The following is a 6,655-nucleotide window of genomic DNA, read 5'->3' as shown; positions in this document are numbered from 1 at the left end:
AAATAGCCGATCGCCCAGCACTGCGAGCTTAAAGCAATGTATGAGCCGCGCAGCGTGGGTGGGGCAAGCTCCGCCACGATTGCAGCAGCAAAGGGTTTATACACCGCCGTGGCAATCGATAGAACGCCTAACGCCGCGATCGTGCTCATTGAATGCACGGAGATTGCCCACACCAGAAAAAATCCGCCGCCCCACAGCAGCATCGACATCATCAGCACGTGCACTCTGGGAAACGAACCGAGGACCTGCACGATCGGCACTTGTGCGATTGCCCCAATTCCGACATAGCATCCTGTAAATAGCGTTGCCACACTGGCTGTGGAGGAGCCGGAAAACGCACCGATCGCTGCAAAATTGGTCAAATACAGCGGCAGCGTCGTGTTCACCACCGCAATGTAGGTCGTAAATAAAACGTTCGCCAGCACAAACGTCCGTAGCCGCCTGTCGTTCAGCGCTACACGCCAGCCTTGCTGAGGTGGATCTGCTGCGGGTGTTTCTGCGTCTGCGCCAGAGTCGATCGCTCCCTGCATCATGGTTTGGACGAGCACCAGAAACACCAGAAAAATCAAGCTAACCAGGAGAAACAGCGATCGCGCCTCAGCAACCCAAGCGAGCAGCACGCCGCCACCCAAGACCCCAACGCCCACACCGAGGCTCTCTGCCAGTCCCAAAATCGCAAACGCCTGATGTCGGTCTGCGGAATCCGTAGCGTCCATCACCGCCGCATCTGCCGCTGTCCAATAGAACCCCAAACTGATCCCCATCAGCAGATTTGCCAACACCAGCAGCGGCAAGCCCTGCACCAGTGCCAGCACGATCGCCGCCAGCATCGACAAGCCTGCCGAGAACAGCAGCGTTTTCTTCCGACCGACCCTTGGATCATCTGCCAGCGCACCGCCGAGAAAGTGACCAACGACGCCAGAGAGCGAGCCCAAGCCCGTCGCTAAACCAACACTCGCTGCCGATAACCCCATCTGATTGACAAACACGATCGGCACGTAAAACTGCATCAGCCCGTAGCCGACTTGGTACAGGGATCGCGCGATCGCCTGCATCCAAACTTGAGCGCTGAAGCGCAGCGCAGTCGAAGCCGAACTGGACGTAGGTTTCTCCATCATAAGTATCGGCAAGGTCCAGCGCGGATTGGGCTAGCCAGCGTGAAATAAATCCAAAACCTGTTGGAGAACCGCCTTTAGCTTACCGCCCATTTCCGGTGTGGGCTGAGTTGTGCCCTCAAAGGTCCAGTTCTCGATGGTAGACAGCCTCCACTGTTTGCCGCGATGATCAAATCCCGCTAGCTCAATGCCAATCGCGCGACGATCGCCCGTTATCGCGTCTTGATGAAAGCGAATTTGCAGTAGCAGACTGCGGCTTTGCAACAGGCGCGATCGTCCGGGAAAGTGAAAGCCAAGGTCGATTGAGTCTGGGTCCACAAGCTCGCGCGTATCCGGGTCGTTTGCCCACGGTTTCAAGTCCGATCGTGCATCCGGAAACTCGGCTTTGAACAAGTTAACCACGGCAGCAATCTTACTGGCAGTTTCCAAGCTAGTTGCCTGCTCGGCTGCGTTCACGGGCGACTCCTGAGGGGAAATGGGGAATGATCCGGACTTTAATTCAAGGTTAACTCAAAGATTATTCACAAAACGCAAAGATTGCAAGGGTTTCTTGGAGCAGCCGTTATGAGAGCTTTGGCGCTACCGTTTCGGCACCCGCGGTTTGGTCAAGCGGCACAGGCAGCAGATGGGGACGATCGCGATCGTCCCCATCCAAGGCAGCCAGTCTCTAGGAGTTCTGCGCGATCGCCTATCGCGCTTTCAAGTCCGCGATCGCGTTGCGGGTCATGGCGGCGATCGCTTGGTCGTTCGCTTTCGGCAAGTGATAGTATTTGCCGCCGGACTGCTTGGCGAGTTCCTTCGCGAGTCCTGTAGAAATGAACTTGTTCTCGGTGTCGATCACCAGCAGTTGAATGCCCAACGCGCGAATTTTCGCAGCAATTTCCAGCAGTTCCGCTTTGATGTCGGGTTTTTCGCCATCGGGAATCGGCTCACCGAGCGATCGCGCCAGCGGTATATTCCCACGTCCGTCTGTGATTGCCACGATCACGACTTGCCCAATATCGCCCGACTGCTTGGCGTTGACTCCCACTCGCACTGCCTGCGTCAGCCCGTGCGCCAGCGGAGAACCCCCCCCGCAGGGAAGACGGTCTAAGCGACGTTTGGCGGCTTCGATCGATCGCGTCGGCGGCAGCAGCACCTCTGCCTTCTCTCCCCGAAACGGAATCAGCGACACCTGATCCCGATTTTGGTACGCCTCGGTCAGCAGCCGCAGCACGGCACCCTTCGCCGACTGCATCCGGTTCAGCGCCATTGACCCTGACGCATCGACGACAAAGACCACGAGCGCTCCAGCTTTGCGGGCTAGGCGCTTTGATCGAACGTCGCCCTGTTCGACAAAGACGCGCTTGCGGAACGGAGAGGTTAGGGTACGTTCCTTAGTCGCCCGATCGTCATTTCTCTGACGCCGCGATTTCTGGTAAGGAGCGGCAGCTCGCAGGGTAGCGTCTACGGCAATGCGACGAACCGGACCTTTTGGCAGCATCGGTTTCACGTAGCGTCCCCGGTCCTCTGAGAAAATCAGCGATCGACTGCCAGATTTGCCTTGCCGAGTTGCCATCTGCGCGAAGTAGAGCACCGAGGGATCAAGGATGACGCCTTCCGGGTCGAAGACAAACTCCTCCGGCAGGCTGGGAGGTTCCTGCGGCTGGTCGTCGTCCTCGTCTTCTTTTTCTTCCTGGTCGTCCTGCTCTTGCTCGGACTGGTCTTCGGGTGGTTGGGGCGGTGGCGGCGGTGGGGGAGGCGCTTCTTCGGGGGGCGGCTGCATCACCGTGGAGCGCGGCACAATCACCAACTCCACGGCGCGGCGCAAATCTTCGGCGGCGACTTCGCTGCGTCCTTCCAGTGCGGCATGCGCTCTGGCAACCCGGAGGGCAAACAGCTCGGCTCGATGTCCCTGCACGCCGCCTCGGATCGCCTCGGTCACGAGGTACTCGATCTGCTCCGGCTTCACCCGCACGTCCTTGAGCCACTCTCGCGCCAGGATAATCTGCGTTTTAAGCGAGTCCACATCGTCGCGGTACTGCTCCAAAAACTCCTGCTGTGAGTCTGCATAGCGGGTAGCTTGCTCGACCGCCTGAACTCGATCGTCCAATTCCATCGCAACATCGGCAACGAGGGCGATCGCAATCCGGTCTAGCAAATGCTCCCGCAGCGATCCCTCATCGGGGTTGTAGGTTGCGATTAGCAGCGGTTGGCAGGGATGCTGGAAGCTGATGCCTTCGCGCTCGATCTGGTTGCGTCCCTCCGACAGCACCGACAGTAGCGCGTTGGAAATCTGATCGTCTAGCAGGTTTATTTCATCGACATACAGCACGCCACGATGCGCCTCTGCTAGCAATCCTGGCTGAAACACGGTTTCGCCTTGCTTAATCGATTGGCTAACATCGACCGACCCCAGCAGGCGATCTTCCGTCGCGCCTAGCGGAATCTGCACGAAGGGCGCAGGAATGACTTCTGTGGGAAAATTACGGTCTGCTGCTCTATCCGCTAGTTGCGTGATCGTCTCGTCATCCCAGGTTTCAGGACGATCGGGGTCGCAGTTACACATCGTGCCAGACACCACCTCGATCGGCGGTAGCAGCGCATGAAGCGCTCGTGCCATCACGGATTTGGCGGTACCGCGTCGTCCGGCAATCACCACGCCGCCTAATCCAGGGTCAACCGCTGCCAGCAGCAGGGCGAGCTTGATGGCGTCTTGACCCACAACCGCAGCTAGGGGAAAGGCGGTGGGAATAATCGGGATGCTGACAGGCATAAATTCGATTCTGAGTGCGCTCGGAATCTCAGCATATCAACATCTGGAGGCAGACGGAGCGCGATTAAGCCGCTGCTAGGACGAACGCATCTAAATTAAATTTAGCTGGGGAGGTGGAGCGCGATCGATTCGCACCTCGTAAGAGCATCACCTTCTCTAGTTGCCCCATCAGCGCTGAACACCGTGAGCAAGAGGTTTGATTCGTCTATGTCACATACTTGATTTGGTAAACTTGAGGCATTAATTGGGCATTGATTGGGCTAAGTTGATCTATGACTATTGCGATCGATCAAGCAATTCAACGGAAGCCACTTAGCTTTGACGAGTTTCTCGCTCGTTATGGTGGCGATAACCGCTACGAACTGATCGACGGAGAGGTGTTCGACTTGGAACCAACAGGTCCACATGAAGAAGTTGCAGCCTTTATTACCGCAAAGATCTGTGTGCAAATTGACACAATAGGCTTACCTTGGTTTGTCCTCCAACGAGGATTATTTCGCCCTTTCAACATTGGTATGACAGCATTTCGACCTGACGTTGCAGTTGTCGATCGAAATGAACTGACCAAAGAACCGCTTTGGTCTGAGAAATCAATCTTAACGCTGGGTAGTTCGATTAAATTTGTGGCAGAAGTGGTTAGTAGTAACTGGCAAAATGACTATGCCCGTAAGGTTGAAGACTACGCGGTTTTGGGCATCTCCGAATATTGGATTGCAGACTATGCAGGATTAGGCGGTACTCGACACATTGGAAAGCCCAAACAACCCGCTCTCTCTGTCTGTACGCTAGTGGATGGGGAGTATGAAATTCAGCAATTTCGAGGCAATCAGACGATTGTCTCTCCAACCTTCCCAGGGTTAAAACTAACCGCTGAACAGGTGTTGAAGGCTGATAGGTAATATCGCCATGATTCGGCTGTCCCTGCTGCGAAATCGGTATCTGTTAACACGCGATCGCCGCATAACAAGCCACCTGAACTGGAACGAATCTAAGCTGTTGTTGAAGGCTGTCTGCGTGCGGTGAGCAGGGTCGTCAGCTTGTTGAGTTGAAGGAACTGATGTTGAAGTGAGGCAGAATCAAATCCGAAAGTATTGGTTGCCTGGATTTGGGTGTTTAGGAGTTGTGCTTCTGGCGCTCTATATCTTCATACTCAGTAACGACTGTCCTCGGAGCATCTGTGTGAATCCGATTGTATATCAACAAAGAAGAGCTAATGCTTGGGTCACACACATGAACCAGACTCAGAGTAACTTACTACTAAGAAATAAAGGACTTATGCTATTTCTTCAAGAGAAAAGATGTCTTCAGCAGGACGAGGCATACATTTTTGTTTGTCGAACGAGCGATGGTGAGTCCGCGTTCCCGAAAGCACTCAATTACGCCCTTGCTAGGAATAGCGATCTAAAAAGTTATGTTGGCGGAGTTTTTATAGGCGTAATGAATGGTAAAAAAACAGCTCAGATGATTGTATGTGAGGCTCAATCTTCTGGAACCCAACTGTTACAGGAACCTATTGATGAACATACCTGTGGTTCGGGAAGCATTAGAGTTAAGGAGCGTGATGTTCCATGAAATCTGGAGGATACAAGTTCTTCAACTGACTTACTGAAATGCTGGTTTAGTGGGATCGTCAGAAGTCAGCAAAACTGGTATTTTGATAGTTAATCAATGTTATGAGTGAGCTAAGTGATAGCGAATTAGAACTCCTCCTTAATCCAGATTACTAGATATGAGAACTATATTTTCAGGTCATACTTTTGTCTATTGAGTTGTAAAGACTATCACTGTCTGGTTAGCATAAACTCTATGCCGCAAGGCGATCGACTGGGGTGTAGTTGGACGGTTATCTGCCTGAGCTGGTACTAATCTCGACAGCATGAAGAGATCTGTAGGTCAATACCATATCCAAATTGCTTCAGACATCATTCGGAATGGACTAAGTGTTGAGCTTTGCGACAGCAACGATAATATTGTTGCAGAAGTATTTCGCTGCGATGCAAACCACACAATTTCTGTAAGTACTTTCAACAACGATGTTCCGATGAATGTATTAGAATCACTGATTAACTTTGCAAGAGAAAGACTGGAACCGTTTGAAGATGGCTCACCCTTGCCAAAGACAGAGCCAGTAAAATTCGCGGTTCCTTCAGCTCTTGACGATACAATAAGTTCATGAAGTTTGAGTGGGACGAAAACAAAGCAGCGAGAAATCTATCAAAGCATGGAGTTTCGTTTGAGGAAGCTAAGACTGTTTTCGATGATCCACTCTATGTTGACTTCTACGATCCAGACCATTCACATGAGGAGGAACGTTACCTGATTGTTGGGAAGTCAAACCGAGGGCGCTTGCTGATTCTGTCATATACGGAACGAGAGAATTCGATTCGTCTCATTAGTGCCAGAGAAGTAACGCGAGTCGAGCGCGAAGCCTATGAGGAGGAATGAGCCAGATATGAAAGATGAACTTCAGTCAGAGTATGACTTAAAGAGCCTGCGGGTCAGAAGACTGGGACCTGAACGAAGAAGTTTTGGTGAAACAACGGTGCGTTTAGAACCTGATGTTGCAGCAATGTTTCCTAATGCTGATGCTGTCAATGAAGCTTTACGATTTCTAATTAGAGTTATGCGTGATAATCAACTGCCCGTCCCCAATCCACAGGCTAACAATTCAAATGCACCGGACAGTTGAGATTTTGATGGTGCTGAGTCCAGAATATCTACCGCCGCTGATTTGAGCCGCTATGAAGCCGCTGCTAAGGCGATATTGCCTCACGATCGAGCAAGG

At 52.7% G+C, this 6,655-nt stretch carries 8 protein-coding genes; 5 read left to right on the top strand and 3 right to left on the bottom strand.

The annotated features are described in order from the left end of the window. From H6F43_RS19335 to bchD, 3 genes are all read right to left on the bottom strand, one after another. A partial coding sequence (locus H6F43_RS19335; RefSeq protein ID WP_199290460.1) for an MFS transporter occupies positions 1-1,118 on the bottom strand: 1,118 nt, incomplete at its 3' end. Positions 1,119-1,148: 30 nt separating this feature from the next. Then, positions 1,149-1,571, bottom strand: coding sequence for a hypothetical protein (locus H6F43_RS19330; protein ID WP_190344516.1), 423 nt, complete (start codon positions 1,569-1,571; stop codon positions 1,149-1,151). Between the two features lie 232 nt (positions 1,572-1,803). Beyond that, positions 1,804-3,870 carry a magnesium chelatase ATPase subunit D gene (gene bchD, locus H6F43_RS19325; RefSeq protein ID WP_190344514.1) on the bottom strand — a complete coding sequence of 689 codons (2,067 nt, stop codon included), beginning with the start codon at positions 3,868-3,870 and terminating at the stop codon, positions 1,804-1,806. 272 nt (positions 3,871-4,142) lie between these two features. Here bchD and H6F43_RS19320 point away from each other — a divergent pair, with 272 nt between their 5' ends. From H6F43_RS19320 to H6F43_RS19300, 5 genes are all read left to right on the top strand, one after another. Next, a complete protein-coding gene (locus tag H6F43_RS19320) occupies positions 4,143-4,769 on the top strand; it encodes a Uma2 family endonuclease (RefSeq protein WP_190344512.1) in 627 nt (208 codons plus the stop codon). Positions 4,770-5,049: 280 nt separating this feature from the next. Beyond that, on the top strand, positions 5,050-5,442 hold the full coding sequence (locus H6F43_RS19315; RefSeq protein ID WP_190344510.1) for a type IV pilin-like G/H family protein: 393 nt from the start codon (positions 5,050-5,052) through the stop codon (positions 5,440-5,442). Positions 5,443-5,746: 304 nt separating this feature from the next. Then, positions 5,747-6,046: a hypothetical protein gene (locus H6F43_RS19310; protein WP_190344508.1), complete on the top strand. Its 300-nt coding sequence runs from the start codon at positions 5,747-5,749 to the stop codon at positions 6,044-6,046. Beyond that, positions 6,043-6,315: a BrnT family toxin gene (locus H6F43_RS19305; protein ID WP_190344506.1), complete on the top strand. Its 273-nt coding sequence runs from the start codon at positions 6,043-6,045 to the stop codon at positions 6,313-6,315. The genes H6F43_RS19310 and H6F43_RS19305 overlap by 4 nt, the downstream gene beginning before the upstream one ends. Beyond that, positions 6,302-6,559: a hypothetical protein gene (locus H6F43_RS19300; protein ID WP_190344504.1), complete on the top strand. Its 258-nt coding sequence runs from the start codon at positions 6,302-6,304 to the stop codon at positions 6,557-6,559. Before H6F43_RS19305 ends, H6F43_RS19300 begins: the two co-directional genes overlap by 14 nt. The last annotated feature ends 96 nt before the right edge of the window (positions 6,560-6,655 follow it).

Source organism: Leptolyngbya sp. FACHB-36 (genome assembly GCF_014695955.1).
Lineage (GTDB): Bacteria > Cyanobacteriota > Cyanobacteriia > Leptolyngbyales > Leptolyngbyaceae > FACHB-36.
This window is presented reverse-complemented; position numbering and strand designations above follow the sequence as displayed.